31 protein-coding genes and 3 tRNA genes are annotated in these 25,915 nt (G+C 70.3%); 27 read left to right on the top strand and 7 right to left on the bottom strand.

Features of this window, described 5'->3' with window-relative positions; translation table 11 throughout:
- Nucleotides 1-116: 116 nt before the first annotated feature.
- From OG272_RS16270 to OG272_RS16255, 4 genes are all read left to right on the top strand, one after another.
- Entirely contained in the window at nucleotides 117-1,406 is a 1,290-nt protein-coding gene (locus OG272_RS16270; RefSeq protein WP_326582952.1) for a deoxyguanosinetriphosphate triphosphohydrolase, read from the top strand.
- A gap of 104 nt (nucleotides 1,407-1,510) precedes the next feature.
- On the top strand, nucleotides 1,511-2,776 hold the full coding sequence (locus OG272_RS16265) for an FAD-dependent oxidoreductase (RefSeq protein ID WP_326582953.1): 1,266 nt from the start codon (nucleotides 1,511-1,513) through the stop codon (nucleotides 2,774-2,776).
- A gap of 113 nt (nucleotides 2,777-2,889) precedes the next feature.
- Complete coding sequence (dnaG, locus tag OG272_RS16260) at nucleotides 2,890-4,791, top strand: DNA primase (RefSeq protein WP_327729805.1); 1,902 nt, start codon at nucleotides 2,890-2,892, stop codon at nucleotides 4,789-4,791.
- Between the two features lie 214 nt (nucleotides 4,792-5,005).
- The gene (locus OG272_RS16255; RefSeq protein WP_327729806.1) at nucleotides 5,006-6,328 is read left to right on the top strand and encodes an RNA polymerase sigma factor; all 1,323 of its coding nucleotides are present in this window, start codon (nucleotides 5,006-5,008) and stop codon (nucleotides 6,326-6,328) included.
- Between the two features lie 215 nt (nucleotides 6,329-6,543).
- On the opposite strand, the gene OG272_RS16250 is transcribed toward OG272_RS16255, so the two are convergent.
- The 4 genes from OG272_RS16250 to OG272_RS16235 all read right to left on the bottom strand — a co-directional run bounded on the left by OG272_RS16250 (nucleotide 6,544) and on the right by OG272_RS16235 (nucleotide 12,257).
- Nucleotides 6,544-8,478 carry an ABC transporter ATP-binding protein gene (locus OG272_RS16250; protein ID WP_327729807.1) on the bottom strand — a complete coding sequence of 645 codons (1,935 nt, stop codon included), beginning with the start codon at nucleotides 8,476-8,478 and terminating at the stop codon, nucleotides 6,544-6,546.
- Nucleotides 8,478-10,211, bottom strand: coding sequence for an ABC transporter ATP-binding protein (locus OG272_RS16245; protein WP_405893852.1), 1,734 nt, complete (start codon nucleotides 10,209-10,211; stop codon nucleotides 8,478-8,480). The genes OG272_RS16250 and OG272_RS16245 overlap by 1 nt, the downstream gene beginning before the upstream one ends.
- Before the next feature lie 216 nt (nucleotides 10,212-10,427).
- Nucleotides 10,428-11,882, bottom strand: coding sequence for an FGGY family carbohydrate kinase (locus OG272_RS16240; protein ID WP_327729809.1), 1,455 nt, complete (start codon nucleotides 11,880-11,882; stop codon nucleotides 10,428-10,430).
- 69 nt (nucleotides 11,883-11,951) lie between these two features.
- Nucleotides 11,952-12,257, bottom strand: coding sequence for a YtxH domain-containing protein (locus OG272_RS16235; RefSeq protein WP_326582959.1), 306 nt, complete (start codon nucleotides 12,255-12,257; stop codon nucleotides 11,952-11,954).
- A gap of 175 nt (nucleotides 12,258-12,432) precedes the next feature.
- Between OG272_RS16235 and OG272_RS16230 the strand changes: the two genes are divergently transcribed.
- The 3 genes from OG272_RS16230 (at nucleotide 12,433) to OG272_RS16220 (ending at nucleotide 12,837) form a co-directional block, all read left to right on the top strand.
- Nucleotides 12,433-12,505 (top strand) — tRNA-Asn (locus OG272_RS16230).
- 6 nt (nucleotides 12,506-12,511) lie between these two features.
- Nucleotides 12,512-12,584: transfer RNA gene (locus tag OG272_RS16225), tRNA-Asn, on the top strand.
- Nucleotides 12,585-12,760: 176 nt separating this feature from the next.
- A tRNA-Ile gene (locus tag OG272_RS16220) sits at nucleotides 12,761-12,837 on the top strand.
- A gap of 279 nt (nucleotides 12,838-13,116) precedes the next feature.
- Here the strand turns inward: OG272_RS16220 and OG272_RS16215 are convergent.
- Both OG272_RS16215 and OG272_RS16210 read right to left on the bottom strand, forming a co-directional pair.
- Nucleotides 13,117-13,974: a hypothetical protein gene (locus OG272_RS16215; protein ID WP_405893849.1), complete on the bottom strand. Its 858-nt coding sequence runs from the start codon at nucleotides 13,972-13,974 to the stop codon at nucleotides 13,117-13,119.
- Between the two features lie 104 nt (nucleotides 13,975-14,078).
- A complete protein-coding gene (locus OG272_RS16210; protein ID WP_405893848.1) occupies nucleotides 14,079-14,540 on the bottom strand; it encodes a helix-turn-helix domain-containing protein in 462 nt (153 codons plus the stop codon).
- Between the two features lie 147 nt (nucleotides 14,541-14,687).
- Here OG272_RS16210 and OG272_RS16205 point away from each other — a divergent pair, with 147 nt between their 5' ends.
- The 17 genes from OG272_RS16205 to OG272_RS16125 all read left to right on the top strand — a co-directional run bounded on the left by OG272_RS16205 (nucleotide 14,688) and on the right by OG272_RS16125 (nucleotide 23,172).
- Nucleotides 14,688-14,981 carry a multiprotein-bridging factor 1 family protein gene (locus OG272_RS16205; RefSeq protein WP_405893847.1) on the top strand — a complete coding sequence of 98 codons (294 nt, stop codon included), beginning with the start codon at nucleotides 14,688-14,690 and terminating at the stop codon, nucleotides 14,979-14,981.
- Between the two features lie 100 nt (nucleotides 14,982-15,081).
- Nucleotides 15,082-16,362: a YqaJ viral recombinase family protein gene (locus tag OG272_RS16200; protein WP_405893845.1), complete on the top strand. Its 1,281-nt coding sequence runs from the start codon at nucleotides 15,082-15,084 to the stop codon at nucleotides 16,360-16,362.
- Nucleotides 16,359-17,348: a recombinase RecT gene (locus OG272_RS16195; protein WP_405893843.1), complete on the top strand. Its 990-nt coding sequence runs from the start codon at nucleotides 16,359-16,361 to the stop codon at nucleotides 17,346-17,348. Before OG272_RS16200 ends, OG272_RS16195 begins: the two co-directional genes overlap by 4 nt.
- 239 nt (nucleotides 17,349-17,587) lie before the next feature.
- Nucleotides 17,588-17,968 carry a hypothetical protein gene (locus OG272_RS16190; protein WP_405893841.1) on the top strand — a complete coding sequence of 127 codons (381 nt, stop codon included), beginning with the start codon at nucleotides 17,588-17,590 and terminating at the stop codon, nucleotides 17,966-17,968.
- The gene (locus OG272_RS16185; protein WP_405893839.1) at nucleotides 17,962-18,693 is read left to right on the top strand and encodes an exonuclease domain-containing protein; all 732 of its coding nucleotides are present in this window, start codon (nucleotides 17,962-17,964) and stop codon (nucleotides 18,691-18,693) included. Before OG272_RS16190 ends, OG272_RS16185 begins: the two co-directional genes overlap by 7 nt.
- A gap of 62 nt (nucleotides 18,694-18,755) precedes the next feature.
- A complete protein-coding gene (locus OG272_RS16180) occupies nucleotides 18,756-19,454 on the top strand; it encodes a hypothetical protein (RefSeq protein ID WP_405893838.1) in 699 nt (232 codons plus the stop codon).
- A complete protein-coding gene (locus OG272_RS16175; RefSeq protein ID WP_405893836.1) occupies nucleotides 19,447-19,962 on the top strand; it encodes a hypothetical protein in 516 nt (171 codons plus the stop codon). The genes OG272_RS16180 and OG272_RS16175 overlap by 8 nt, the downstream gene beginning before the upstream one ends.
- Entirely contained in the window at nucleotides 19,959-20,522 is a 564-nt protein-coding gene (locus OG272_RS16170) for a RusA family crossover junction endodeoxyribonuclease (protein WP_405893834.1), read from the top strand. The genes OG272_RS16175 and OG272_RS16170 overlap by 4 nt, the downstream gene beginning before the upstream one ends.
- Complete coding sequence (locus OG272_RS16165) at nucleotides 20,519-20,968, top strand: hypothetical protein (RefSeq protein WP_405893833.1); 450 nt, start codon at nucleotides 20,519-20,521, stop codon at nucleotides 20,966-20,968. Before OG272_RS16170 ends, OG272_RS16165 begins: the two co-directional genes overlap by 4 nt.
- A complete protein-coding gene (locus tag OG272_RS16160; protein ID WP_405893831.1) occupies nucleotides 20,965-21,177 on the top strand; it encodes a hypothetical protein in 213 nt (70 codons plus the stop codon). Before OG272_RS16165 ends, OG272_RS16160 begins: the two co-directional genes overlap by 4 nt.
- Nucleotides 21,177-21,608 (top strand): hypothetical protein, encoded by a 432-nt coding sequence (locus OG272_RS16155; RefSeq protein WP_405893830.1) that lies wholly within the window; start codon nucleotides 21,177-21,179, stop codon nucleotides 21,606-21,608. Before OG272_RS16160 ends, OG272_RS16155 begins: the two co-directional genes overlap by 1 nt.
- The gene (locus tag OG272_RS16150; protein WP_405893829.1) at nucleotides 21,608-21,967 is read left to right on the top strand and encodes a WhiB family transcriptional regulator; all 360 of its coding nucleotides are present in this window, start codon (nucleotides 21,608-21,610) and stop codon (nucleotides 21,965-21,967) included. Before OG272_RS16155 ends, OG272_RS16150 begins: the two co-directional genes overlap by 1 nt.
- A complete protein-coding gene (locus OG272_RS16145; RefSeq protein WP_405893828.1) occupies nucleotides 21,927-22,172 on the top strand; it encodes a hypothetical protein in 246 nt (81 codons plus the stop codon). Before OG272_RS16150 ends, OG272_RS16145 begins: the two co-directional genes overlap by 41 nt.
- A complete protein-coding gene (locus tag OG272_RS16140; protein WP_405893826.1) occupies nucleotides 22,169-22,387 on the top strand; it encodes a helix-turn-helix domain-containing protein in 219 nt (72 codons plus the stop codon). The genes OG272_RS16145 and OG272_RS16140 overlap by 4 nt, the downstream gene beginning before the upstream one ends.
- Entirely contained in the window at nucleotides 22,384-22,533 is a 150-nt protein-coding gene (locus tag OG272_RS16135; RefSeq protein ID WP_405893825.1) for a hypothetical protein, read from the top strand. The genes OG272_RS16140 and OG272_RS16135 overlap by 4 nt, the downstream gene beginning before the upstream one ends.
- A gap of 64 nt (nucleotides 22,534-22,597) precedes the next feature.
- Nucleotides 22,598-22,951: a helix-turn-helix domain-containing protein gene (locus OG272_RS16130; RefSeq protein ID WP_405893824.1), complete on the top strand. Its 354-nt coding sequence runs from the start codon at nucleotides 22,598-22,600 to the stop codon at nucleotides 22,949-22,951.
- Entirely contained in the window at nucleotides 22,948-23,172 is a 225-nt protein-coding gene (locus tag OG272_RS16125) for a hypothetical protein (RefSeq protein WP_405893822.1), read from the top strand. Before OG272_RS16130 ends, OG272_RS16125 begins: the two co-directional genes overlap by 4 nt.
- Before the next feature lie 8 nt (nucleotides 23,173-23,180).
- Here OG272_RS16125 and OG272_RS16120 read toward each other — a convergent pair whose 3' ends face one another.
- Nucleotides 23,181-23,390 carry a hypothetical protein gene (locus tag OG272_RS16120; protein WP_405893820.1) on the bottom strand — a complete coding sequence of 70 codons (210 nt, stop codon included), beginning with the start codon at nucleotides 23,388-23,390 and terminating at the stop codon, nucleotides 23,181-23,183.
- 109 nt (nucleotides 23,391-23,499) lie between these two features.
- Between OG272_RS16120 and OG272_RS16115 the strand changes: the two genes are divergently transcribed.
- From OG272_RS16115 to OG272_RS16105, 3 genes are all read left to right on the top strand, one after another.
- Nucleotides 23,500-24,006, top strand: coding sequence for a GIY-YIG nuclease family protein (locus OG272_RS16115; RefSeq protein ID WP_405893818.1), 507 nt, complete (start codon nucleotides 23,500-23,502; stop codon nucleotides 24,004-24,006).
- A gap of 41 nt (nucleotides 24,007-24,047) precedes the next feature.
- Nucleotides 24,048-25,097: a hypothetical protein gene (locus OG272_RS16110; RefSeq protein ID WP_405893816.1), complete on the top strand. Its 1,050-nt coding sequence runs from the start codon at nucleotides 24,048-24,050 to the stop codon at nucleotides 25,095-25,097.
- Between the two features lie 97 nt (nucleotides 25,098-25,194).
- Nucleotides 25,195-25,869: a hypothetical protein gene (locus OG272_RS16105; RefSeq protein ID WP_405893815.1), complete on the top strand. Its 675-nt coding sequence runs from the start codon at nucleotides 25,195-25,197 to the stop codon at nucleotides 25,867-25,869.
- Nucleotides 25,870-25,915 lie beyond the last annotated feature (46 nt).

The following is a 25,915-nucleotide window of genomic DNA, read 5'->3' as shown; positions in this document are numbered from 1 at the left end:
GGAGCGACCAGCCACGAACAACCCGCACCCGGCGTCCATCCGTACCCGGAGTCCATCCGTACCCGGCGGACGATCAGGCGCACCCATTTGTCACCGCCTCCCCTTACTGTCGAGTCATGGAAGGCACCGCACCCCCCAGCTACGACCCCCTCTCCACCGAACGCTGGGCCCCCGAGCCCGACAAACGCCCGGGTCGCACAGCCTTCCAACGCGACCGCGCCCGCGTGCTCCACTCCTCGGCCCTGCGCAGACTCGCCGGAAAGACCCAAGTGGTCACGCCCGGCACCCGCACCCAGGCCTGGGACGCCAGCCCCCGTACCCGCCTGACCCACTCCCTGGAGTGCGCCCAGGTCGGCCGCGAACTGGGCGCGGCCCTCGGCTGCGATCCCGACCTCGTGGAGGCCGCCTGCCTCTCCCACGACCTCGGCCATCCCCCGTTCGGCCACAACGGCGAACAGGCACTCAACGCATTCGCCGAGGACTGCGGCGGCTTCGAGGGCAACGCGCAGTCCCTGCGCCTCCTGACGAGGATCGAGCCCAAACGCTTCGTACGGTCGGACACCACCGGCGACCTCGTGAGCGTCGGCCTCAACCTCACCCGCGCCGCCCTGGACGCCGCCACCAAGTACCCCTGGCCGCGCGGCGGCCACCCCACCGACCCGACGTCCTCCAAGTTCGGCGTCTACGACGACGACCGCCCGGTGTTCGACTGGGTCCGCAAGGACGCCCCCGGCACCAGCACGACCTTCGAGGCCCAGGTCATGGACTGGTCCGACGACGTGGCGTACTCCGTGCACGACGTCGAGGACGGCCTGCACGCCGGCCACATCGACCCCAACTGCCTGCACGCCGAGCCCGAACGGCAGGCGGTGTTCGAGGTGGCCCGCGGCCGGTACGTCCCCGCCGACACCGACCCGGCCGAACTCGCCGAGGCCCTCGACCGCCTCCTCGACCAGGAGTGGTGGCCCCACGGGTACGACGGAACGGCCGTCGCCCAGGCCCGGTTGAAGGACGCCACCAGCCAGCTCATCGGCCGCTTCTGCCTCGCCGCCGAGGCCGCCACCCGGCAGGCGTACGGCACCGGCCCCCTCACCCGGTACGCCGCCGAACTGGTCGTCCCGCGCGGGGCGCGTCTGGAGTGCGCGGTCCTCAAGGCCGTCGCCGACCGGTATGTGATGCAGCGGGCCGAGCAGGAGCGGCTCCGCGCCGACCAGCGGATCGTCGTCGCCGAACTGGCCGAGGCGCTCACCGCCCGCGCGCCGGAGGGACTCGAACCCCAGTTCCGCACGCTGTTCGACACGGCTCCGGACGACCGTGCCCGCAAGCGGGTGATCGTCGACCAGATCGCCTCCCTCACCGACCCCTCCGCCCGCTCGTTGCACGCGAGACTGACGGGGCGGACGTGACAGAGACGTGACCCTCCGTGGCCTGATCGGGTCACTACCTCTTCCCGCATCACGCTGTGTGCGGGACGCTCGCATGTGGACGCACCCTTAAGAGGAGGCATCAAGTGGTCGACGCGGATCAGACATTCGTCATCGTCGGAGGCGGTCTCGCCGGCGCGAAGGCGGCCGAGACGCTCCGAGCGGAGGGCTTCACCGGCCGCGTGATACTGATCTGCGACGAACGGGACCACCCCTACGAGCGTCCGCCGCTGTCCAAGGGCTATCTGCTCGGCAAGGAGGAGCGCGACAGCGTCTTCGTCCACGAGCCGTCCTGGTACGCGCGCAACGACATCGAGCTGCACCTCGGCCAGACCGTCGACGCGATCGACCGTACGGCCAAGACCGTCCGCTTCGGCGACGACGGCACCCTGGTCCACTACGACACCCTGCTGATCGCGACCGGCGCCGAGCCCCGCCGCCTGGACATCCCGGGCACCGACCTCGCGGGCGTCCACCATCTGCGCCGCCTCGCCCACGCCGAGCGCCTCAAGGGCGTCCTGGCCGCGCTCGGCCGCGACAACGGCCACCTCGTCATCGCGGGCGCCGGCTGGATCGGTCTGGAGGTGGCGGCCGCGGCCCGCGAGTACGGCGCGGAGGTGACCGTCGTCGAGCCCGAGCCGACGCCGCTGCACGGCGTGCTCGGCCCCGAACTGGGCAACCTCTTCGCCGAGGTGCACCGTGAGCACGGCGTCCGCTTCCACTTCGGCGCGAGGCTCACCGAGATCGTCGGCCAGGACGGGATGGTCCTCGCGGCCCGCACGGACACGGGGGAGGAGCACCCGGCGCACGACGTCCTCGCGGCCATCGGAGCGGCGCCGCGGGTCGGCCTCGCCGAAGCCGCCGGGCTGGAGCTGGCCGACCGGTCACAGGGCGGCGGCATCATGGTGAACGCCCGGCTCCGTACGTCCGACCCCTCCATCTACGCCGCCGGCGACGTCGTGTCCTTCCCGCACGCCCTCTTCGACACCCGGCTGCGGGTCGAGCACTGGGCCAACGCCCTCAACGGCGGGCCGACGGCCGCGCGGGCGATGCTCGGCAAGGACGTCACCTACGACCGGGTGCCCTACTTCTTCTCCGACCAGTACGACCTGGGGATGGAGTACTCGGGATGGGCGCCGCCCGGGTCGTACGACCAGGTGCTGATCCGGGGGGACGCCGGGAAGCGGGAGTTCATCGCGTTCTGGGTGAAGGAGGGGCGGGTGCTGGCCGGGATGAACGTGAACGTGTGGGATGTCACTGAGCCGATCCAGAAGCTGATCCGGTCCCGGGCGCGGGTCGATGTGGACGCGCTCTCGAATCCTCAGGTGCCTTTGGAGAGCTTGATCGCCTAAGGGGTTGCCGGGGTGGGGTCGCGGGCGACTGCGGGCCGTATGTGGCTGGTCGCGCAGTTCCCCGTGGCCCTTCGGGGCACAGGGATGTCAGAACGCCACCGTAGAATTCACGCGTGGCAGGACGGATCAATGACGAGGACGTGAAGGCGGTACGGGACGCGGTCCCGATCGACGCCGTGGTGTCCGAGTACCTCCAGCTGCGCAACGCGGGCGGTGGGAACCTCAAGGGACTCTGCCCGTTCCACGACGAGAAGTCGCCGTCGTTCCAGGTCAGCCCGAGCAAGGGACTCTTCCACTGCTTCGGCTGCCAGGAGGGCGGCGACACCATCACGTTCGTGATGAAGGTCGACCACCTGTCCTTCTCGGAGGCGGTCGAGCGGCTGGCCGGCCAGGCCGGTATCACCCTGCGCTACGAGGAGGGCGGGTACAACCCCTCCCACCAGCGCGGTGAGCGGATCCGCCTGGTCGAGGCGCACAAGATCGCCGCCGAGTGGTACGCGGAACAGCTCGCCACCAGCCCCGAGGCCGACACCGGCCGGATCTTCCTCGCCGAACGCGGCTTCGACCAGGCCGCCGCCGTCCACTTCGGCGTCGGCTACAGCCCCCAGGGCTGGGACCACCTCACCCGCTTCCTGCGCGGCAAGGGCTTCGCCGACAAGGAACTGCTCCTGTCCGGGCTGTCCCAGGAGGGCCGCCGCGGCCCCATCGACCGCTTCCGGGGCCGCCTGATGTGGCCCATCCGCGACATCGGCGGGGACGTGGTCGGCTTCGGCGCCCGCAAGCTCTACGAGGCGGACAACGGGCCCAAGTACCTCAACACCCCCGACACGGCGATCTACCGCAAGTCCCAGGTCCTGTACGGCATCGACCTCGCCAAGAAGGACATCGCCAAGGCCAGCCGGGCCGTCGTGGTCGAGGGCTACACGGACGTCATGGCCTGCCACCTCGCCGGGGTCACCACGGCCATCGCGACCTGCGGCACGGCCTTCGGCGGCGACCACATCAAGATCCTCCGCCGCCTGCTGATGGACAACGGCTCGGCCCGCGTGATCTTCACCTTCGACGGCGACGCGGCCGGCCAGAAGGCGGCCCTGCGCGCCTTCGAGGACGACCAGAAGTTCGCCGCCGAGACGTACATCGCGATCGCCCCGGACGGCATGGACCCGTGCGAGCTGCGCCTGGCGAAGGGGGACGAGGCGGTGGCCGAGCTGACCGAACCCCGCACCCCGCTCTTCGAGTTCGCCCTCCGCCAGATCGTCGCCCGCTACGACCTGGAGACGCCCGCCGGCCGGGCCGCCGCCCTCGACGAGGCGGCACCCGTCGTGGCCCGCATCAAGAACAGCGGCGCCCAGCACGAGGTGGCCGTGCAGCTCGCCGGCATGCTCGGCATCCTCGACACCCAGTTCGTCGTCAAGCGCGTCGCCCAGCTGGCCCGCTGGGCCCGCGACCGGGGCGGCCAGGGCCCCGCCCCGGCCGCACAGCGCCAGGCACAGTCCTACGAGTCCAACGGCCGGCCCCCCTCCGGCCCGGCCCTCACCCTGCGCAACCCGGTGTTCGCCACCGAGCGCGAACTCCTCAAACTCGCCCTCCAGCGGCCGGAGTTGGTCGCCCCCGCCTTCGACGCGTACGGCGTCGACGAGTTCACCGCCGACCAGTACGCCGCCGTCCGCGAGGCGATCATCGAGGCGGGCGGCGTCGAGTTCGGGGCCGAGGACCCCCAGGAGTATCTGGTCCGGGTCCGCGAGGCGGCACCGGACGACACGGTGCGGGCCATGGTGACCGAGCTGGCCGTCGAGGCGATCATGCGCAAGACGGTCGACGAGGTGTACGCGGGCGCGCAGTTGGTCACCGTGCGCCGCCGGGCCGTCGAACGCCGCGTGCGCGACGTCCAGGGCAGCCTGGCGAGGGCGACCGCCCAGGGCGACCCGGCCCAGCTGGCCGCCGTACAGAACGAGTTGTGGGTGCTCCAGCAGTACGACCAGGCGCTGCGGGAGAGGGGCGCGGAGGCGCTCTGACGCCCCGCCCGTCGGCGCCCCGGGCCTGAACGTCCCCGGCGCACATGCCAATCCCGCGCCGGAGCCACCCCGTTCCGTACGGCCTTCAAGCTGTTTCAGGGCCGCTCAGCGGCGCACTCGTACGGCACAGTAACCGTGAGGTCACCGGCCGGACGCAAAAAGTCACCGCACGCCCCTCGTGGCGGCTGTGTGTCGTACTCCACACTGGGTTCCGGTGCCTGAGTCCTCGGAGCGCGGCCGACCCGTCCCCCACGGGTCCGAGATCCCCGCGGTTCCGCTCGATGAGTACGGGATGGACGGCGGAGAGGCCGCCCGCGCCATCCCAGACGTACCGCTGCCGTACGCCCTGGCAGCGACATTCCTGGAGGTCGCCCCCGTGCAGACCCAGACCCTCGTACAGAACGACACCAGTACGGCCATCGGTACCGACGGCGCGGAGCCGGACGCGGAGACCGACGTCATCACCGCGGTGCCCGCCCAGAGCCGCGCCGCGCACCACCCCGAGGCGGCGCCGGACGGCCCGCCCGAGCTCGACGAACCACCGACCGCCGTGGTGGTGGAGGCCATAGAGACGGCCGAGCCCCCGGAGCCCGTGGAGCCGCCGCGCAGCCGCGCGGACACCGGCGGCCCCTCGTCCGACCTGTTCCGCCAGTACCTGCGCGAGATCGGCCGCATCCCGCTGCTCACGGCCGTGGAGGAAGTGGACCTGGCCCGCCGCGTCGAGGCCGGTCTCTTCGCCGAGGAGAAGCTCGGCAGCGCCTGCGACCTCGACACCCGGCTCGCCCTCGACCTCGACAAGCTGGTCGTCATGGGCCGCATGGCCAAGCGCCGCCTCATCGAGGCGAACCTACGGCTCGTCGTCTCCGTGGCGAAGCGTTACGTCGGCCGCGGCCTGACCATGCTGGACCTGGTCCAGGAAGGGAATCTGGGCCTCATCCGGGCCGTCGAGAAGTTCGACTACGCCCGCGGCTACAAGTTCTCGACCTACGCGACCTGGTGGATCCGCCAGGCCATGTCCCGCGCCCTCGCCGACCAGGCCCGCACGATCCGCGTCCCCGTCCACGTGGTCGAGCTGATCAACCGGGTCGTCCGCGTCCAGCGCCGCATGCTCCAGGAGCGGGGCTACGAGCCCACCCCGGAGGAAGTGGCAGCCCACCTCGACCTCGCCCCCGAACGCGTCAGCGAGGTCCTCCGCCTCGCCCAGGAACCGGTCTCGCTCCACGCCCCGGTCGGCGAGGAGGACGACGTGGCCCTCGGCGACCTCATCGAGGACGGCGACGCCGCGAGCCCCGTGGAATCGGCCGCGTTCCTGCTCCTGCGCGAACACCTGGAAGCGGTCCTCTCCACCCTCGGCGAACGCGAACGCAAGGTGGTCCAACTGCGCTACGGCCTGGCCGACGGCCGCCCCCGCACGCTGGAGGAGATAGGCCGCATCTTCGGCGTGACCCGCGAACGCATACGGCAGATCGAGTCCAAGACGCTCAACAAACTCAGGGACCACGCCTTCGCGGACCAACTGAGGGGCTACCTGGACTGAGGGGGTTTTGGTTGTCGGGTGCGGGTGCGGGTGCGTCGGGCCTGTGGCGGGCCTGGAAGAGCACGGGGCGCAGCCCCTGCTTTTCCAGGGGCGCGGGGAACTGCGCGACCAGCCCCCACCGGACGGACGTCTGGGGGTCGTAGGGGCGCAGCCCCTGCTGGATGGGACGGGTAGGGGCGGCGGGGGCGAAAACACCCCCGCACACCCACCCCCCCTCAGTCCACCTCCGCAACCGCCTCCGCGAACTGCGCCTTGTACAGCCGCGCGTACGCCCCGTCCGCGGCCAACAACTCCGCGTGCGTCCCCTGCTCCACGATCGCCCCGTTCTCCATCACCAGAATCGTGTCCGCATCCCGAATCGTCGACAACCGATGCGCGATCACGAACGACGTACGCCCATGCGCCAACTTCGCCATGGCCTTCTGGATCAACACCTCGGTGCGCGTGTCGACCGAACTCGTCGCCTCGTCCAGCACCAGGATCACCGGATCCGACAGGAACGCCCGAGCGATAGTGATGAGCTGCTTCTCACCCGCGCTCACCCCGGTCCCCTCGTCGTCGATCACGGTGTCGTACCCGTCCGGCAGCGTCCGGATGAACCGGTCCGCATGGGCGGCCCGCGCCGCCTCCTCGATCTCCCCCCGCGTGACCTTCCGCGCGGCGGACGCCCCGTACGCGATGTTCTCCGCGATGCTCCCCCCGAACAGCCAGGTGTCCTGAAGCACCATCCCTATCCCGTCCCGGAGTTCGTCCCGGGACATGGACGCGACATCGACCCCGTCGAGGGTGATGCGCCCACCCGTGACCTCGTAGAACCGCATCAACAGGTTCACCAGGGTCGTCTTCCCGGCCCCCGTCGGCCCCACGATCGCCACCGTGTGCCCCGGCTCCACCATCAGCGACAGATCCTCGATCAGCGGCTTGTCGGCGTCGTACCGGAAGGACACCCCCTCCAGCGCCACCCGCCCCCGCAGCTCCTCCGGCCGCACCCCGGGCACGGCGTCGGCCTCCTGCTCCTCCGCGTCGAGCAGTTCGAAGATCCGCTCGGCGGAGGCGACCCCCGACTGCACGAGGTTCGCCATGGACGCCACCTGCGTCAGCGGCATCGAGAACTGCCGCGAGTACTGGATGAAGGCCTGCACATCACCGATGGACAGCGTGCCGGACGCGACCCGCAGTCCGCCCACCACCGCGACCAGCACATAGTTGATGTTCGACACGAAGAACATCAGCGGCTGCATGATCCCGCTGTTGAACTGGGCCTTGAACCCGGCCTCGTACAGCCGTTCGTTCTCCTCGGCGAACTGCTGCGCCGACTCCTCCTGCCGCCCGAACACCTTCACGAGCGTGTGCCCGGTGTACATCTCCTCGATGTGCGCGTTGAGCTTCCCGGTGACCCGCCACTGCGCCACGAAGTGCGGCTGCGACCGCTTGCCGACGCGCGTGGCGACCACGAACGACACCGGTACGGTCACCAGCGCGACCAGCGCCAGCAGCGGCGACACCCAGAACATCATCACCAGCACACCGATGATGGTGAGGAGCGAGTTGACGAGCTGGCCCATCGACTGCTGGAGCGTCTGGCCGATGTTGTCGATGTCGTTGGTCGCCCGGCTCAGCACCTCACCGCGCTGCCGCCGGTCGAAGTACGACAGCGGCAGCCGCGACAGCTTCGCCTGGAGATCCTCGCGCATGTGGTAGACGGTCCGGTTGATGGCCCGGTTGGAGAGCCGCGTGGCGGCCGCCATCAGCAGCCCGGCGACCAGGAAGATGCCGAGGGCAACCAGCAGCACGCCGCCGACGGCGTCGAAATCGATGCCCTCGCCCGGCGTGAAGTCCGTGCCCTGCAGCATGTCGGCGACCCCGCCGTCGCCGCGCTGCCGCAGCCCTTCCAGCACCTCGGCCTTGGTCTGCCCCGCCGGCATCTCCCGCCCGACGACACCGGCGAAGACGAGGTCGGTCGCCCTGCCGAGGATCCACGGCCCGAGCACCGAGAGACCGACGCTGAGCACGGCGCACACGATCATCGCGTACATCGTGAACCGCTCGGGCCTGAACTGGGCGAGCAGCCGTTTCCCGGACCCCTTGAAGTCCATGGAGCGCTGATCGGGGGCTCCGGCCCCTGCCATCCGTGCCAACGGCCCGGCCATCAGGCTGCCTCCGCTTCCGTGAGCTGGGAGAGGACGATCTCCCGGTAGGTCTCGTTGTCGGCCATCAGCTCGTGGTGGCGTCCGGTGCCGACGACCCGGCCCTCGTCGAGGACGACGATCCGGTCGGCGTCCCGGATGGTCGCCACCCGCTGGGCCACGATCACGACGGTCGCGTCGGCGGTCTCCCGCGCCAGCGCCGCGCGCAGGGCGGCGTCGGTCGCGTAGTCGAGCGCGGAGAACGAGTCGTCGAACAGATAGATCTCCGGGCGCTGCACCAGCGTCCGCGCGATCGCGAGCCGCTGCCGCTGCCCGCCGGACACGTTCGTCCCGCCCTGCGCGATGGGCGAGTCCAGCCCGCTCTCCAGCCGCTCGACGAACTCCTTGGCCTGCGCCACCTCCAACGCGTGCCACAACTCCTCGTCGGTGGCGTCCGGATTGCCGTACCGCAGGTTCGTCGCCACGGTCCCCGAGAAGAGGTACGGCTTCTGCGGCACCAGGCTCACCGTCCTGGCCAGCAGCTTCGGATCGAGCGTCCGTACGTCGACGCCGTCCACCAGCACCTCGCCCTCGGTGACGTCGAACAGCCGGGGGACCAGCCCGAGGAGCGTCGACTTGCCGCTGCCCGTGGACCCGATGACGGCGGTCGTCTCACCGGGCCGCGCCGCCACCTCGATCGACCGGAGCACCGGCTCCTCGGCACCCGGATAGCGGAAGCCCGCACCCCGTACCTCGAGGAACCCGTGCCGCCGCAGCTCCCGTACGGGCTCGGCCGGCGGCACCACACTCGTCCCGGTGTCCAGCACCTCCTGGATGCGCTCGGCGCACACCTCCGCGCGCGGCATCATCATGAACATGAACGTGGCCATCATCACAGCCATGACGATCTGCATCAGATAGGCGAGGAAAGCGGTGAGCGCGCCGATCTGCATCCCGCCGCTGTCGATCCGATGGGCACCGAACCACACCACCACGATCGACGAGAGGTTGATGACCGTCATCACGATCGGGAACATCAGCGCGAGTATCCGCCCGGTTCCCAGGGATACGTCCGTCAGCTCGACGTTCGCCTTCCGGAACCGATCCTTCTCGTAGTCGTCCCGCACGAAGGCCCGGATGACCCGGTTGCCGGTGATCTGCTCCCGCAGCACCCGGTTCACGGTGTCCAGCCGCTCCTGCATCGTGCGGAACAGGGGGCGCAGCCGGCGCACGATCAGGCTGACGGAAACACCGAGCACCGGGACGACGGCGAGGAGCACCCCCGACAACGGCACGTCCAGCCCCAGCGCCAGCACGATGCCGCCGACGCACATGATCGGCGCCGACACCACCAGCGTGAACGTCATGAGCACCAGCATCTGCACCTGCTGCACATCGTTCGTCGTCCGCGTGATCAGCGACGGTGCACCGAAGTGACCGACCTCACGCGCCGAGAACGACTGCACCCGGTCGAAGACGGCGGCCCGGATGTCCCGGCCGACCGCCGCGGCGGTGCGGGCGCCGTAGTACACGGCCCCGATGTTGCAGACGACCTGCACCAACGAGATACCGATCATCAGCGCGCCGAAGGACAGGATGTAACCCGTGTCCCCCTCCACCACGCCCTCGTCGATGATGTCCGCGTTCAGCGTGGGCAGGTAGAGCGTGGCGCACGTCTGCACGAACTGCAGCAGCACCAACAGGGTGATCGGTGTCCGGTAGGGACGAAGATGACTTCTCAGCAATCGTATGAGCACGCGAGATCTCTCGGGGTCGAAGACGGGGTTCGGGACGCACCACCCCCCATCGTCGGACACTCCACCCGCGTTACCTCAACCGAATTAACCCGACGGTGAAGCTTCGATGCCGGAACTTTGCAGCTGGGGCCGCCTCAAGGGCACGGGGAACCGCGCGACCGGCCACAACGAACCCGCAGCCGCCGGACCACCTGCCCCGGCCCCCCGCCAGGCGGCTTACGCCCGAAACGCCCCGGGATGCGTCTGCTCGCGCACCGCGACGTACTGCTGCCGAACCGCCTGCCCGACGGCCAACTCGTCCCCGGGATCCAGCACCTGCGCCGCCGCCCCAGGCCACATCGGCGGCGTACGCGGATCGAGCGCCCCCTGCGAGACCCCGAGCGCCCACGCCGCCTGCCGCGCGGCGCCCACCGCCGCGTAGTCCGCCGGCTGCGGCACCACCACCTGCGCCCCGAACAACGCCGGCGCCGCCGCCTGCACCGCCGGCAGCTCCGCCGCCGCACCCAGCAGGAAGATCCGCCGCACGTCCACGCCCCGGCCGCGCAACACGTCCAGCGCGTCCGCGAGCCCGCACAGCATGCCCTCGAACGCGGCCCGCGCGAAGTGCTCCGGCTTCATCGACTCCCGCCGCAGTCCGGCCAGCGTCCCCGCCGTGTGCGGCAGATTCGGCGTCCGCTCGCCCTCCAGATACGGCAGCATCACCAGCCCGTGCGACCCCGGCGTCGACTTCATCGCCAGGTCGGACAGCCCCTCCAGATCGGCCACGCCCAGCATCTCGGCCGCCCCGCGCAACGTCCGTACAGCGTTGAGCGTGGTGACGACCGGCAGATGCATCCCCGTGGCATCGGCCAGCGAGGTGATCATCCCGGAGGAGTCGACGAGCGCCGTGGTGTGGACGGCCATGACGGACCCGGAGGCCCCCAGCGACACCACCGCGTCACCGAGCCCGATGCCGAGCCCGAAGGCGGCGGCCATGGTCTCACCGGTGCCGGCGGAGATGAGGAGCCCCTCCGGCGTCGTACCGGCGGCGTCCGAGGGGCCGAGCACCTCGGGGAGCATGACCTGATGCCCGAGGGCCATCTCGACGAGATCCGTGCGGTACTGCCCGGTCGCCGCGTTCCAGTATCCGGTCCCGGACGCCCCGCCCCGGTCCGTGGTCCTTCTGACCGGCCGCCCCAGCAACTGCCACACCAGCCAGTCGTGCGCCTGGAGCAGTACGGCCGTCCGCATCGCGGCATCCGGTTCCGTACGGCTCATCCAGCGCAGCTTGGTCACCGGCTGCGCGGCCCCCGGCACGCAGCCCACGGCCTCCGCCCACGCGCCGCGCCCCCCGAGCGCGTCGACGAGGTCCGCGGCCGCGACCTGGGTCCGCTTGTCGCCGCCGACCATCGCCGGGCGCACGGTGTTGCCCTGTGCGTCCAGCGCGATCAGCCCGTTCTGCTGGGACGACACCCCGATGGCCTGCACGCCCTCCAGCAGCCCGCCCGTGGCCGCCTCGCCCAGGGACAGCAGCCACGCCTGCGGATCGACGTCCGACGGGCGGCCCCCGCCCTCCGCCGACTCCAGCGGGTGCGGGGCATACCCCTGCCTGAGCACGGCCCCTGTGTCCGAGTCACAGACGACAATGCGCGTAAAATCGGGCGAACTGTCCAGCCCGGCGACTATCCCCATGGCAGAAATTCTGCCGCACGGGAAGGGGTGGGGGCGCCGGGCGTCGGTCGGGTCGACTCGATGTGGTCCCTATGTATTGCTGGTACCCCAGTCGTCTCCGGCGGAGCCGTTCGCGTTGCGGGCGCGCAGCGAGCGGACCCGCTCGGCGACCAGGTCGGGCACACGGTCCCCGACCTTCTCGCTGACCACGTGGTACGCCTTGCCCGCGTAGACACGCCCCTGCTGCGCGGCCGACTCGGCGGTGTTGCGCACGGCGGGGTTCTGCGCGACCTGTCGCGCGGACTTCTTCAACTGCTCGTAGCGTTCGCGTCCGGCCTTCGTGCCGAGCACGTAGCCCAGGGCCAGTCCGGCAAAGAACGTGAGCCGATAGCGCATGGCGGCCACCCTTCCCTTACGTCTGCGTCGGTCCCTTGCGTTGCCCTGCGCGGGCGACGGGCGCGGGGGATACCGATTGGCGGAGCACCCCCCTGCTTGCGCTAATGTATGTGTCGCAGCGAGCGCACGCCCCCTGGCGAATACCCAGGGAGGTACGTTCGATGCAACGAGGCAATCCTCCGTAGCTCAATTGGCAGAGCAGCCGGCTGTTAACCGGCAGGTTACTGGTTCGAGTCCAGTCGGGGGAGCTTCGATCTTCCGTAGCTCAATTGGCAGAGCAGCCGGCTGTTAACCGGCAGGTTACTGGTTCGAGTCCAGTCGGGAGAGCAACAGAGGAAGGACCCCGACGGGGTCCTTTTTCATGTCCGGGGGAACCGCGTGTGCCGCGCCGAAGTCCTCAAGGTCAAGAAGCGCATGCGAAGGCCGACCATCCGAAGCAGGAGATCGTATGAGCGGCTATGCTGCGGCAGACGGCGCGCACACATGTACGCGACACGCCGTACGGGGCGGTAGCTCAGCCGGTTAGAGCAGCGGACTCATAATCCGTCGGCCGTGGGTTCGAGTCCCACCCGCCCCACCACGTACTACGCGGGCAGATGCCCAGTGACCAGCGGATACGTCAAGGCCCTCGCTTCTGCGGGGGCCTTCTTGCGTCCCTCAAGATCGCTCGCTCGCCCAATGCTCGCCCGAAGTGAAAACCCGCCACGCCGACGGTCGATCCGCCCAGCTCGGGCAGGGCCCGGCGGGCGCAGAACATGAGAGGGCCCCCGGCTGCGCATGCCTGGAACCCCCTCGTGTATGGCCTGTTGGGTCGCTCCGAAAAAACCGTTTCTGCGTCAGGCCGTCAGGAGCCCCGCATTCAGGGGCCCACGCCTATCACTGAGCCGACGCAGAGGTCGATCACGCCGGGGAGGACGCAGAGGTCTCTGTCGTCACTGGGGGGCGGCGTGGTGTGCGGCGGCTCGCTGGGCGCGGGCGGCGTCGAGGGCGCCGGAGGCGGAGTCGGCCGTGGCGTCGGCGTCGGCGGCTTCGCCTCGCCCGGAGGTGTGGGCGTCGGCGTGGACGGTTCGCCCGGGGTCCCAGGGCGGTCCTGTCTGCCGCTTCCGCTGTCGACCTGACCGCCGTGTCCGCTGCCGCCCTGGTGGCCGTCTCCGGTGACGCCGACCGGGCGGGGAAGCATGAGGTGGGTGCCGGAGGGGTCGCTGTCATTCTTTGTGGCCGATGTGCCGTTCGTGGCGTCCGAGTCGTGCCCGCCTGGTGCGCCCGACTCTGGGTACTGGGTGCCACTGCCGCTACTGCCGGGGAACGTCAACGATGTGCCAGGCTCGGCGAGTGGCCGTGGGGTTGCCTGGTCGGTGCTGGCGTAGTAAGCCGCAGTGCTGCCCGCGACGAGGACGGACGTCGCGGCGACGACGACGGCGGCCCGTCGCCCGCGCACGAGACTGCGGAGGCGGTCGCCGACGCTTGCGAAGAAGGCGGCCACCGCCCCGCCTATGTAGAGCGCGAGGTGCCGTTTGCGCCGTACGGGCTCTGGATCCTCCCTAGGGGAGGGGGCTACCGGCAGCGTTTTCAGTGCGGCGATCTTCGTCGCGGTCAGTTCGGCGTGGAGTCGGTTGATGTCGGCTCGGGTCTTCCTCAGCCAGTAGGTGAGCAGAGCGATCGCAAGGATCGAAGCCCCGAGCAGAGCTGAAAGACCTGACAGAACGACAAGGGTCATACGGTTCCCCCTAGTTGCAGGCATGAATATGCCCGTGGCTTCGCCCTGATGAAACCCCTTTCGTAGCGGAACGTGCAAGTGCCTAACCGCAAAGTGACCACAGATCAACCGGCTCGTCGGCGCTCGCCGGGGCCTTCCTGTTCACGCGTCAGACCTGGGCGGTTGACTCTGCGTAGTACCTCGTCCTGGGCCTCCGGCGGAAGAGTGGCGAGGAGCGCGGCGATCGCGTTGATGTGCTGATCGTCGGCGTACGGATTGGAAGCCCTTTCTGAGGGCGGCGGCGCGGAGAGCCGGTCCAGCTCGTCGGCGGCGTCGGCGCGGCCGGCCTTGCGGAGTTCGTCGGCGGTTACCTGGGTGGCCTGGGCCATGCGGGCGACGGTCTCGGCCGGTGCGACCACTGGCACGTGGTTGCCGCTGACGGTCTGGTAGCCGTGGATGATCTGCCGCCAGCGCGAATCGCTGACGCCGGATCTCCGGGCCGCCTCGCGGCCGGACATCCGTAGCTCTTTGAGGGCATCTCTGATGAGCACGGCCTCTGGGGGCGGTGCTGGCTTCTGCGCGTCCATGGGGGCAGGTTCGCACAACTACGCGCTACTACGCCACACGCGTGCGCAACGTGTCCGAAAAAGCGCATACTGCGCATAAGTACGCTCGAATCTGCGCACTGCGCGCGCAGTGTTGCTACTACGCCGCACTACGCATACAGTGCGCACATGATCAAACGCCGAATGCGGCGCCGCAAGGGCGCCCCTTTCCATCACTCGCCAGAGGCGGTGACGCGTGCGCGGGAGAACGCCGGGCTGACACAGGCAGCCCTGGCTGGGCAGGCCGGATTCAGCATCCAGCTGATGTGTGACATCGAGGCGGGCCGCCGCAACGCGACCCCCGAGAAGCTCCGCGCGATGGCCGCAGTCCTCAAGTGCGCCGCCGCGGACCTGCAACCGGCGAGCGGCGTGACGCGGCTCGACGACGAGCCGCCCAAGGCCATGGAAAAGCAGGCGTCTTGACGCCCACACGTCGCGCCTCATGACGCGACGAGGCCGCCGAGCTCAGCACAGCTCGGCGGCCTCGAACTCCCCCGAACGATCCACGAAGAGAGATGGAACGTTGTCCCAACAGGCTACCCAACCCCGGACCCCCGCCGCCGTCACGGCATCCGACCTCGCGTACGGCGCCCCGACGGCCCGTCTGCTGGAGTCCGAGGCCCGCGCGGTCGACTCGCGTGAGATCCCGGCCGAACTCGTGCGGCTGGCCACGCCCGCCCCCCGTACGCGGCGCAAGACGACCCCGGCCGCCAAGCCGGGATCCGCCACCCGTACGCGGCGTAAGACGACCCGGGCCGCCAAGCCGGCTCCCATCCAGGAAGCCCCGCAGGCGACGCTGCTCCTCGGCCGCCGGGCGTCCCGCAAAAGGTGGGAGGCCGCCCGCCGCGAGGGCATCGGCGGCTCCGACGTCGCCGCCCTCTTCGGCCTGGCCGGGAAGTGGTCCAGCCCCCGGCACGTCTTCGAGGAGAAGCACGGCCGGCCGACGTTCCGAGAGACGGAGCCCGCCGAGATCGGCCGTGAGATCGAGTCGTTCGTGGCCCGCATGTTCACGAAGCGAAGCGGTCTCAAAACCCGTATGCCCGCCGGGATGATCCAGAACATCGCGCGGCCCTGGATGCGGGCGAACGTCGACCGCTACGTCCTCGACGCCGAGGGCAACATCGTTGCCCCGCTGGAACTCAAGAACCGCAGCGAATACCAGGCCGAGGACTGGGAGGACGGCGTCCCGGACGGGCCTCTTCTCCAACTCCACTGGTACCTCGCGGTCGGCGGCTGGGACCACGGCTACGTCGCCGCGCTGGTCGGCGGGAACAAGCTGAAGTGGTACCGCGTCGAGCGCGACGAGGAGATCATCGACGAGATCGTGGACCACTGCGAGCAGTGGTTTCAGCGGCACGTCGTCGAGGGCTTCCCGCCCCCCGCTGACGGCCTGGAGGCCACGACGAGCCTGCTGGCGCGTCTGTGGGAGGTCCAGCCCGAGAAGGTCACCAACGTCCCCGCCGACAAGGCCAGGGCGCTCCTGGAGAAGGAAGCGCGCATGGCCGATCGGGTCGACGTGGCCAAGGAGCAACTCCGCAAGGTCCAGAACGAGATGCGCCTGCTGGCTGGTGACGCCGAGATCGTGCGGGCGGGAGGCAAGCCGGCCTGGACGAACAAGCAGAACTCGACGTTCTCGCCGAAGAAGTTCCACGCGGACTTCCCCGTTCTGGCTGCGAAGTTCACGCACAAGGTCGACGCCCTCGACATGGACCGGCTCAAGGCCGAGGCCCCCGAGGAGTACCGCCTGTGCCGTGCCCGCCAGCTCCGCATCCCGAAGACGGCGACGAAGAAGGCCAGCCGATGACCACCGATCTCAAGTCCCGTCTGCGCGCGGCCCGTGCGAAGGCTTCCGGGGGCGGCATCGAGCAGCACGACCAGGCGGACGACGTCGAGGAGACGCCCGCCGGTCACGACGAGAAGGCGGCGGCATCCTTCGCCGAGTGGCTCGGCCGCTACGGCAGCGACGTCGAGGCCGCGCTCCCCAAGCACATCGACCCGCGCGGTTACCTCGCCGTGGTGCGCGCCGCGCTGCCGAACCTGATCGGCCGGTGCACGCCGGCGAGCATCCTGCAGAGCGTCATCACGTGCGCCCGGTTCGGGCTGCTGCCGGACGGTCAGCAGGCCGTCATCACGGCCGAGGACCGTACCGCGGTCTTCATTCCGACCTACCGGGGTTACGTCGACCTGATGTACCGGTCGGGCCTGGTGAAGTCGGTAGTGACCGGTCTGGTCTACGAGGGCGACGAGTGGGACTTCGAGCCCACTGCCCCCGCCCCGCTCGACTTCGTGCACAAGCCGAAGATCCTCGCTCCGGAGGCCGAGCGCGGTCGGCCGCTGTTCGCGTACGCCTTCGCCTGGCTCGACGGCGGCCGCCGCTCGGCGGTCGCGATCGTCACACGCGAGCAGGCCGAGGAGACCCGCGACGAGTACAGCCGCGCCTACCAGCGGGCTGAGCAGACCGGTGCGAAGAACTCGTTCTGGCACCTGCGCTTCGACGACATGTGGATCAAGACGGCTATCCGGCGCCTGGCCAAGCTCGTGCCGACGTCGGCCGAGCTGCGCGCCCTGGTCGCCGTCGAGCAAGCGGCCGAGGACGGCCGCCCGCAGATTCTCGCGGCGATCGATCCCGAGACGGTCGCGCTGGAGGCCGAGGCGCGGCGGGCAGCGGCGGCGGCCGAGTCGTCGCAGGACATCACCACGACGCGGACCCTGCCGCGCAAGGCGAGTGCTGGCCGTGGCCGGGCCCAGCCTCGGCGCCGCAACCGCAACCGCGACGGAAAGAGGCGGTAGCGGTGGGACGTCCTGTCACGATCCCGGCCGGGTCGCGCTCCGGCCGTCTGGTCGCCACCCAGGAGCGCAAGCCTGGGGAGAAGCGCGTTCAGTGCGTCTGCGACTGCGGGAAACCGCACTCGATCGTCTACACGGAGTGGGGCCGTACGCAGTCCTGCGGCTGCCTTCGGACTGAGTTGACCGTCGCGCGCAGTACGAAGCACGGGCACGCGCCTGCCGCGAAGGCATCGTCGACCTACATGACGTGGGGCGACATGAACAACCGCTGCACCAACCCGACGCATCGCCGGTGGGCCGACTACGGCGGACGTGGCATCAAGGTTTGCGAGCGCTGGAGGGACTTCCGGAACTTTCTCGCTGACATGGGCGAGCGTCCTCCCGGGCTTGAGATCGACCGAATCGACAACGACGGCGACTACGAGCCGGGCAACTGCCGGTGGGTCACGCGCGCTGTGCAGCGCTCCAACCGGCGACCGCAGAAGAAGCGCACGCACTGCGGCAACGGTCACGAGTACACGCCCGCCAACACGCGGAGCGCGACGAACGGCGCTCGCCACTGCCGGGCCTGCGAACGCGAGTGGGCGAAAACCTCACGACAGAAGAGGAAGGCTTCATGTTGACCTGGCACCGGCTCCCTCTACTTGGCTTCGATCTTGAAAGTACTGGCACTGATCCGGAGACGGCCCGCATCGTCGCCGCCGCTGTAGTCCGCTACGGCGGCGGCCGGGACACCGAGCCCCGGACGTGGGTGTCGGACGTCGACGGGGAGGAGATACCTCCCGAGGCGACGGCCATCCACGGATGGACCACCGCGGCGGCCCGCTTTGCGGGCCGCCCGGCGGCGGAAGTCGTCGAGAAGATCCTCACGGCGCTCGCCGAGGGCGCCGAGAGCGGTTGGCCGCTGGTCATCATGAACGCGCCCTACGACCTCACGGTCCTCGACCGTGAGGCCCGCAGGTTCGGGCTCGCGCCGCTGGACGAGCGTGCCGAGCCGTTCGTCATCGACCCGCGGGTCCTGGACAAGCGGGTCGACCGCTTCCGGCGCGGTGGGCGGACGCTCGAAGACCTGTGCCGTCATTACGTCGTCGACCTCAACGGCGCGCACAGCCCGGACCAGGACGCGAAGGCCGCGTGCGCCGTGGCCTGGAAGATCGCGAACCGGCACAAGTGGCTGGCGCGGCGGACGCCCCGCGAGCTGCACGCCCAACAGGCGCAGTGGGCGCTGGCCCAGCAAGAAGACCTGCGCGAGCACTTCGCGACGACGCCCGGCAAAGAAGCCCTCGCGCGTGAGATGCGGCTCGGCTGGCCCCTCCTCCCCGCCCCGCTGCAGGCGGCCGAGCAGTGACCGGCCAGCCGGCGCTCGCGGCGGTGCTTCCAGTGCGGTCACACAAGCCCAGGACGGACGAGATGACGCAGACCCTCGACCCCACCGCCCCCGAGCAGTTGCGTGCCGCTCAGGAGCCGTGCCCCGGCTGCCGGTGCTGCACGGCCAAGCTGTGCGAGCGCGGCCGGATCAACGTCGGCGAGTGCATGGCGCACACTCCGCCCGAGATGACCGTCTCGGTCGCCGGGTGCCCGTGCTCGGCGCCGACCACGCGCGGCACCCACGCGTGGCGTGCGGAGATGATCCGCATCACGAAGCACGCGACGGAGCATCCGATGCCGGAAGAGGCTGAGGAGATCCTCCGGGCGCTGACGGCGTGCGAGTCGTTCACCGATCCGGGCGGTTTCCTGCGGACGCTGCGCTCGCGCGGTTACGTCACCGGCGCCGATCCCGCGTGGCAGATCACCGACGCCGGCCGCCGGTACGTCACGGCCCGGATCGAGCGCCGGTTCGCGACGCCCGTCGAGATCGAGGCCGTTGACCTCACGACGCGCACGGCGCGCGTCGTCGTGGTCGGCTGGAACATCGAGGCGCCCGTCACGGTGCTGCTCGACCAGCTCACCACCGCGACCGGCCTCACGCCCGAGGAACTGCCGAACCGTTTCCTCGAAGCGCGTGCGAACTGCTATGTCACCGACCCCGACGACCTCGTGCTGACCCGCATGCAGCTGGCGCCGCCGCTGCCCGAGGGCTGGATGGACGGAGGGGCCGACAGTGAGTAAGCCCCTGCGGACCGTTGTCACGGTGATCGCCGTCGCGGACGGCGCACAGATGGACTGCTGCGACACCGACACCGCGCACGTCTGGGTCAGGGTCACCGCCTGGTCGCCGCGTCGCGCGTTCCTCACCGGAGCGGCCCCGTTCGTCGAGGTCTCCGGCAAGGCCTCCGCCGATCTGGCCGGACTGCGGTTCTTCGCGGACCTGGACCTCGACAACCCGCCCGGCAACACGGACACGTCCGCCGAGCGGCTGGAGTGGCCCGGCCTGGGCCTGTGCCCGCCGCTTCCCTGGGAGCGGACGGACGGCGTCGCACCGGCTGAGGCGGACGCGGAGACAGCGGCACTGACGTTCATCGACGGCCGCGACGCACTCGCGTTCGTCATCGTCCGGCCCGGCCCGACCGACGGCGGCGTCGCGATCGAGGCGGCCTCCAAGGGCCTCAGCAAGCAGGAAGCGGCGAGCGTGCTGCGGCACGTCGCCGGCCTCTGGGAGAAGGAAGGCGGGCAGTGACCGACCTGACGCAGTTCGAAGAAGTTGCCGCCCCCGCCGCCGAACCTGCGGCGGGGGCCGCCCCGGAGGCGCCCGCGCTGCTCACGATCACCGCGCGCGGGGTGCCGGGCCCGCAGGGCAGCAAGAACCATGTCGGCGGGGGCCGGATGATCGAGTCCTCGGCGAAGGTGAAGCCGTGGCGGGACTCCGTGGCCTGGCGGGCGATCGAGGCCCGCAGCAAGGTGCGCGGCTGGCGCCCGCTGGTGGGTCCGGTGGCGCTGTCGATGACGTTCACGTTCACCCGCCCCAAGTCGCACTACGGGAGCGGCCGGAACGCCGACCGGGTGCTGCCGTCGGCCCCGCCCCGGCCGGACGTGAAGCCGGACCTGGACAAGATCGTCCGGGCGACGAAGGACGCGCTGACCACGGCCCAGATCTACAGGGATGACGCTCAAGTCGTCGAGTTCCGGCGCCCGTTCGGCAAGTGGTACTCGACCGATCACGGCCTCTTGCCCGACGTCCTCGATACGCCCGGCTGCGTCATCCGTGTCTGGTTCCTCGGCAAGGAGGTGGACCGGTGACGACGAGCACCGAGGTCACGGACGTGGAGATAGCGCGTCAGCTCGCCTCCGCCGACGTGTCGAACCTGTCCGTGGCCAAACGGCTGGGCGTGCCCTGGGGGCGCGTCGACGAGGTGCGGCAGCGCAAGGGCCTGGAGACGTTCCAGCGTGGTCGGCGCGCGGTCGAAGCGTCGTGGGAGGAGGCGGTTTCCCGGCGGGTGAAGCCTGTCGAGGACGGTCACGCCGAGTGGACCGGCCAGACGTACCCGCGGGGCACGCCGATGTTGTCGTGGCGTGGCCGTGCCGAGACGGCGTACCGGGCGGTGTTCCGTATCCGCCACGGGCGGGAGCCGCAGGGCAACATCACCCACGCGCCCAGCTGCGTGCGTGAGTTCTGCGTCGCTGGCGAGCACCTCGAAGACCGTGTGTTGCGTGAGGAGCGCCGGTGTCGCGAGGGGGGCTCGTGATGCATCCGATGCCGTACGCGACGTCGGACCGTGGCGTCGACCTGGTGGCCGTGGAGCGCGTCCTGAAAGGGACACTGCCGCACACCGAGCTGGAAGAGGACTGGAAGCGGTACGCGGCCCGGCACTACTCGGGCAGTGCGGAGAGCGTCGGTGCCGCTCTCGGGGTGGCGGACAGGACTGTCACTCGGTGGCGCGAGGAGACCGAGTGATGGGCGCCTTCCTGCTCTGGGTCGGCATGCTCGTCGACGACGTCCTCTCGGCGTTCTGGTTGTGGGGGCCGCTCGCGCTCCCCTTGGGCGTGGGCGGCTGTTACTGGGCGCTGCGGCCGACCGGACGCCGGCGCCGCCCCCGCCCGCGCCGTCAGGTGCTGCCATCCCGGCGGTCGCGGTCAGTGGACGCCGGGCCGGTCACCGCGCCGGACGCGGCTCGGGTCCCGGACACGATCCCGGACACGTTCGTGGTCCCGGACACGATCGCGGTCCCGGACACAGTCACGGTCACGGTCCCGGATTCGGAGAGCGGGACGCCTGAGAAAGGCGACGCGGACACGATCGCCTTCACCGCCGTGACCTACCCGCCCCCGCCCGTGGACGCACCACGGGCGTGCCTCTTCGAGAGCGCCGAGGAGGTCAGTAGCTGATGCCCCGTCCAAGCCGCTACGCACCCGACAGCATCGCCCGGCCGGTGCACTGGAGCAGGCAAGCCGCCTGTCTCGAAGCCGACCCTTTGGACTTCTTCCCGAAGGAGCACGGCCTCGAAGCACCGTTCGTCAGGGAGCAGGCCAAGGCGTACTGCCGACGTTGCCCCGTGCGCGAGCAGTGCCTTCGGTATGCGCTCGACCGGCCCGAGAAGTTCGGGGTGTGGGGCGGCTTGGACGAGGACGAACGCCAGAGCATTCGGCGCTCCAGCCAGCGGCGGACTCGGCGGAAGGCGGCCCGCTCTCAAGAGGAGGACGCCGATGCCGCCAAGGCGACGGCGGAGCCGGCCGAAGCGGCCTGAGCTTCCGCCGGGCGGCCTCCTCGACTGGAGGGACAACGCGCACTGGTCCGACCTGGCGCGGCCGTGCCGGTACTGCCAGAGGCCGACGAACCTCCTCGACTCCCAGCGCAAGCCGGCGCACAAGACGTGCGCGGAGGAGGCGATAGCCCGGCAGATCGAGGAGGCCAGCGAGTCGTACGAGAACGAGAGGAACGCAGCGTCGTGACCAACCAGCACAGGCCCCGGCTGATGGGCGAGGAGCGGAAAGCGAAGGCCCGCGACCTCTCCAAGAAGTACCGCCGGGGCTCGACGATCCGCAGTCTCGCCGCCCGCTCCGGCCTGCCGTACGGCACCGTCCGCAACCTCCTGCTCGAAGCGAAGACCCCGCTCCGGGCACGCGGCGGCCGACTTCCGCGCACCAAAGTCAAGGAAGCCCGTTGATCTCTTTCCGGCACTTCATGCTCGGCCTCGCCTACGGCACCGTCGCCGGCGCACTGGCCGTCACCATCCCCGTCCTGTGCCAGTGGTGGTGGGTCGTTGCCCTCCTCGTCACGGTCCTCGTCTGGGCCCTGCACACCCACCCCTGAACACCCCGGCCGGGGCCGTCCGCGCGGGCGGCCCCGGCCCGGCTCTCCGAAAGGCCCCTGATCCGTGCGCAGCCTGCCCCAAGGCGAGGAACGCGCCTCACTCGCCGCCGAATTCGCCGCCTTCTACGACGACTGCGACGGCGACAGCATCCGAGCCATCCAGGCCCGAACCGGCCGCTCGTACACCTGCGTGCGAACGCTCCTGATCGAGGCCGGGGTCACGTTCCGCGAGAACACCCGGCGCGCGGAGACGAACGACCTCGCCGACGACTTCGCGCGCCTGTACCGGGGCGGCCTGAGCATCCGCGGGATCCGGGCGCGCACTGGCTACTCCTACCGGTACATACACGCTCTCCTCGTCGAGGCGGACGTCCAGCTCCGCGACCACGCCGGCCAGCCCCGGAAGGCCGCCGCGTGACGGCCGCGCCTCCGCCACTCGGAGAGTGTCAGCTGTGCCGCACCCGTCGGCACCTGTTCCCGCACAAGTCGGTGCGGGACGGGCTCGTACGGAACTTGTGCGGCCACTGCCACGGGTCGGCGACGGCGGCCGAGGAACGCGGCGGGTTCGTCGACTTCGACCAGGCGTTCACCCACGGCTCAGACGAAGACCTTCTGTCGTGGCTGCGGGGTGACCTGTGATGTCGTCCTCATTCGCCGTGCTCGGCCATGAGTTGGCGTGCACGCTCCACGAACTCCGGCGTGACGAGGCAGATACGTCGGCGTCCGCGCTCGGTCAGGGCCGTGATGGTGTCCCGCTCCCGCGCGTCCTCGATGAGCTGCGACAGCTGGGCCCGTGCGTGGGTCAGAGGCAGCTCCTGCACCCCGTCGGGCTGCATTTCCGGCGTCTTCGTGGTCATGGTCAAAGTGTAAGCCACTGCCATGTTTTCAAAATTGGCCAGAGTTGCCAATCTTTAAAGAATCCAGGAGGATCAAGACATCCCAAACCTGCACCCAAGAGAGGCACCTGTGGACGCGACTGAGCCGAAGCACTTCCCGACCAGGCGGCTTGACCGTGACGCCCCTGTGGCGGACCTGCTGACAACGGAGGAGATGAGCAGTCACTGGGCCATCGGTCCGTACGTCTACCGCTTCTACGCGGCTGATCAGCGGCCCGTGTACTTCGGGGTCTCGTCAGGCTCTGCCCTGCGCCTGGTCGACCACCGCCGAACGGCCGCGTGGTGGCCGCTCGTCGAGTTCATCAGCATCTCGGTCTATCCGACCTATCGGGAGGCCACGAAGGCTGAGACGGCGGCGATCCAGGCAGAGAGCCCCGCCTTCAACCGGCAGGGGCTCAGGCCACGTAAGCAGGCGGTCATCAAGTTCGAGGACGGCGCTCAGGCGATCGCGGCCGAGCTTCACCGGGCCGCGCCTACGGAACTTGTTCGCGACCTCGCGCGCCTGTTGGCCGCGCCGGAATTGTTCCAGCCGACACCCCCACCGGGGCCGGTCTTCGTCGACGAGGCCCAGGCGTAGCCGTAGCCGCCCACACACCCGGCACGATCAAGAGAGACCCCGTGAGCGTTGACGAGCAGGACAGCCGCAAGGAAGGCGGCGTGCCGAATTCGTTCGGCAATGCGCTCGCCTGGAAGTGGACGCGGCAGATGCCCCGTGGCCTCAAGGGCGGCTTCCTGACCATGCTGTACGCCCTGCGAGCCATGGCTGCCGCGTCCGGTGAGCTTCGCTTCAAGGACGGCAAGCCGATCAGGATTCAGGACCTGGCCAAGGCCGCCGGATGCCGCGAGCACGACGCGCGCCGATACCTGGACGCGGGCATACGTGCGGGCGTGGTGCTGGTCGACGGTGAGCGGCGTCGCGGAAAGGCCACGCGGTACGCCATCCCCGGCGAGGTTCTGTGGCCGGACTGGAAGGCTGCTGAGGACTATCTGAAGGCCACCGCGCGCCGACGTGCCCAGGATGAGGAGCCGGAGGGAAGTTCGGGCCACGGTGGCACGAACTCCGAAGCTGGAAGTTCGGGCCGCAAAGGCACGAACCAGTTCGGGCCACAGAGGCATGAACTTGGGGCCGCCGACGAGGAATCGGTTCGTGCCACAGAGGCACGTATGGGTTCGGGCCACAGTGGACCGACCGGTTCGGGCCGCAGTGGCCCGAACAACCCAGGTAGTTCCCATGGGGTTTCCCACGACGGGGCTGATGTAGTTACTCAACCTCCGGTGGTTGGGGGCTCGTCGGCGCAGAACGATCAATCCCCGAACCAGGACCAGGACGACCAGCCGTTCGGCCGGTGCGAGCAGTGCGGGCACCCGCTGGTCCGTCCCGGCGCCACCCGGTGCTCGGCCCACCGCGAGAAGCCGACCACCCGCAAGAGGCCGAACGCGGACCGTCGAGGGCCCGTTCAGGCGCCGCTGATGGCCGTCGTTCCCACCGAGCCGGAACCCGCAGCCGCTGCGGCCCCCGAGCCCCAACTGCCCCAACTGCCCGACCCGTTCGCACCACTCCGGCTGTGTGGGTGCGGCCGGGAGTTCCGCGACCGGGGCTCCGCCGCCCGCTGCCCGGAATGCCGAACCGCAGAGCGCGAGGAGGCCGCCCGCCTGGCCGCCCGGTGAGCGCCTGACCAGCCGCAAGACCCCGCCACGGCCACCCCGGTGGCCGACCCCCCAGACACCCGGCCAGAGGGCCGGAGAACCCGAAGGAGAGCCCACGGTGACGTGGAACCCGCGCCTAGCAATCGTCGAAGCGCTCGAAGAAGCCGGATGGTCCGGCGACGAGGAGAACCCGCTCGGCCTGCTCCGCCACGGCGAAGCCGTCTGGGGCGTGACCAGCCCGGCCGGCGACTCCAGCCTGACCGAACGGGGCGGGGCCGTCGTCGACTTCCCCGCCGACACATCCGCCGCGCTCATCGTCGCCGCGTGCCTGGTCGCATCCGGGCAAGCCGGGGACCAGGCCGCCGAGTTGAAGCGCCTCCGGCTCGCCCTGTCGTCCGCGAAGCGCCGCGCCAAACGGAGGCTGCCCCACGAGCGCGAGGGGCTGATCTTCCACCTGGAGCGGCAGAACGACCGGCTCTACGGGCTCGCCCAGATCGCCAACGCCGCCGCCGAGGTGTCCGCGAAGGGCTGGGACGACGCCCGCAGGGAGGCCGGGAAGCTGCGCGAGATGAACGGCAGGCTCCGCACACGGATCGCCGACGCGGAGGCCCGACTCGAGGCCGTGCACGGCGACGTCGCCGACCAGCTCGTCCAGGAGGGCGCCCGCCGCCGCAAGGTCGCCTGGTCCCCGATGGAGGTCACGGCCGCCGCCGAGTGGGGCGACGCCGCCGCCTTCGTCCGCAGCCTGACCGGCAAACAGGCCAGCGACGAGACCCCCGCCCAGGTCCCGTAACCGCCCACCACGCACCGCCCCGGCCCGTGGGCGGACACCCCGAAGG

Origin of the sequence: Streptomyces sp. NBC_00104 (assembly GCF_045160825.1) — a bacterium.
In the GTDB taxonomy this organism is placed as follows: Bacteria; Actinomycetota; Actinomycetes; order Streptomycetales; family Streptomycetaceae; genus Streptomyces.
The sequence above is the reverse complement of the archived record's forward strand: the minus strand, read 5'-3'. Positions and strand labels throughout refer to the sequence as shown.

Excerpts from the sequence above, each read along its gene's own strand:
- OG272_RS16270 (WP_326582952.1), top strand. The coding sequence starts at position 117 with ATGGAAGGCACCGCACCCCCCAGCTACGACCCCCTCTCCACCGAACGC.
- OG272_RS16250 (WP_327729807.1), bottom strand. The coding sequence starts at position 8,478 with ATGGCCGGGCCGTTGGCACGGATGGCAGGGGCCGGAGCCCCCGATCAG.
- OG272_RS16240 (WP_327729809.1), bottom strand. The coding sequence starts at position 11,882 with ATGGGGATAGTCGCCGGGCTGGACAGTTCGCCCGATTTTACGCGCATT.
- OG272_RS16235 (WP_326582959.1), bottom strand. The coding sequence starts at position 12,257 with ATGCGCTATCGGCTCACGTTCTTTGCCGGACTGGCCCTGGGCTACGTG.
- OG272_RS16215 (WP_405893849.1), bottom strand. The coding sequence starts at position 13,974 with ATGACCCTTGTCGTTCTGTCAGGTCTTTCAGCTCTGCTCGGGGCTTCG.
- OG272_RS16210 (WP_405893848.1), bottom strand. The coding sequence starts at position 14,540 with ATGGACGCGCAGAAGCCAGCACCGCCCCCAGAGGCCGTGCTCATCAGA.
- OG272_RS16205 (WP_405893847.1), top strand. The coding sequence starts at position 14,688 with ATGATCAAACGCCGAATGCGGCGCCGCAAGGGCGCCCCTTTCCATCAC.
- OG272_RS16195 (WP_405893843.1), top strand. The coding sequence starts at position 16,359 with ATGACCACCGATCTCAAGTCCCGTCTGCGCGCGGCCCGTGCGAAGGCT.
- OG272_RS16190 (WP_405893841.1), top strand. The coding sequence starts at position 17,588 with ATGACGTGGGGCGACATGAACAACCGCTGCACCAACCCGACGCATCGC.
- OG272_RS16185 (WP_405893839.1), top strand. The coding sequence starts at position 17,962 with ATGTTGACCTGGCACCGGCTCCCTCTACTTGGCTTCGATCTTGAAAGT.
- OG272_RS16180 (WP_405893838.1), top strand. The coding sequence starts at position 18,756 with ATGACGCAGACCCTCGACCCCACCGCCCCCGAGCAGTTGCGTGCCGCT.
- OG272_RS16155 (WP_405893830.1), top strand. The coding sequence starts at position 21,177 with ATGGGCGCCTTCCTGCTCTGGGTCGGCATGCTCGTCGACGACGTCCTC.
- OG272_RS16150 (WP_405893829.1), top strand. The coding sequence starts at position 21,608 with ATGCCCCGTCCAAGCCGCTACGCACCCGACAGCATCGCCCGGCCGGTG.
- OG272_RS16145 (WP_405893828.1), top strand. The coding sequence starts at position 21,927 with ATGCCGCCAAGGCGACGGCGGAGCCGGCCGAAGCGGCCTGAGCTTCCG.
- OG272_RS16120 (WP_405893820.1), bottom strand. The coding sequence starts at position 23,390 with ATGACCACGAAGACGCCGGAAATGCAGCCCGACGGGGTGCAGGAGCTG.